At 65.0% G+C, this 591-nt stretch carries 1 protein-coding gene; it reads right to left on the bottom strand.

Annotated features, from left to right (window positions below):
• On the bottom strand, positions 1-591 hold a 591-nt coding region (gene iscB, locus ACYP5B_RS47275; RefSeq protein WP_459574264.1), incomplete at both ends, for an RNA-guided endonuclease IscB.

Raw genomic sequence — 591 nt, 5'->3', positions numbered from 1 at the left:
TGCAAGGCACGCAAGCCAGTGTCAGATTGGAGACCCGATTCGAGCCTCCGTTTGCCCGGGCATCGATATGTTCCAATTCCAGCGGCATATCGCGGGTATCGCAGTACGCGCACTGCCGGCCCCATTTCTCTAGTAGGTATTCGCGGACCTCATAGCCGGCCAGTTCGCCGTGCTGATACTCGACGCCGGAGATCTCGGCGTTCTGCATCGCCTGCATGTCGAAGCGGACGAGTTCGGTGCTGATGGCGGTGATCGGGGCGAGTGCGCGGAAGCGGCGGACCCAGGCCATCGTGGTCTGCACACGGTGTTGTAGGCTCGGCGCTAGCCAGCCTGCCGGCTTACGGCGGTTGTCGAATCGGGCAGCGCGATACCGCGTCTTCCGCCCGCGTCGCGACCGGCGCATAGCCCTGCGGGCCGTCAGGTTCAGGCTGATTTGCGCGCCGCGGTGTATCAGTTCCACTAGCGACAGCACGGCGACACGCCGGCCCGCCTCGTCGCCGCAGGACTCGACCTCACGCACGATGGCCACGCCGGTTCCCTTGCTACCGGGATCGAGTTTAAGACGGACCGGTTGCAGGACGCAGTCCGCTG

The organism is Cupriavidus sp. 8B (assembly GCF_054589115.1).
The sequence above is the reverse complement of the archived record's forward strand: the minus strand, read 5'-3'. Positions and strand labels throughout refer to the sequence as shown.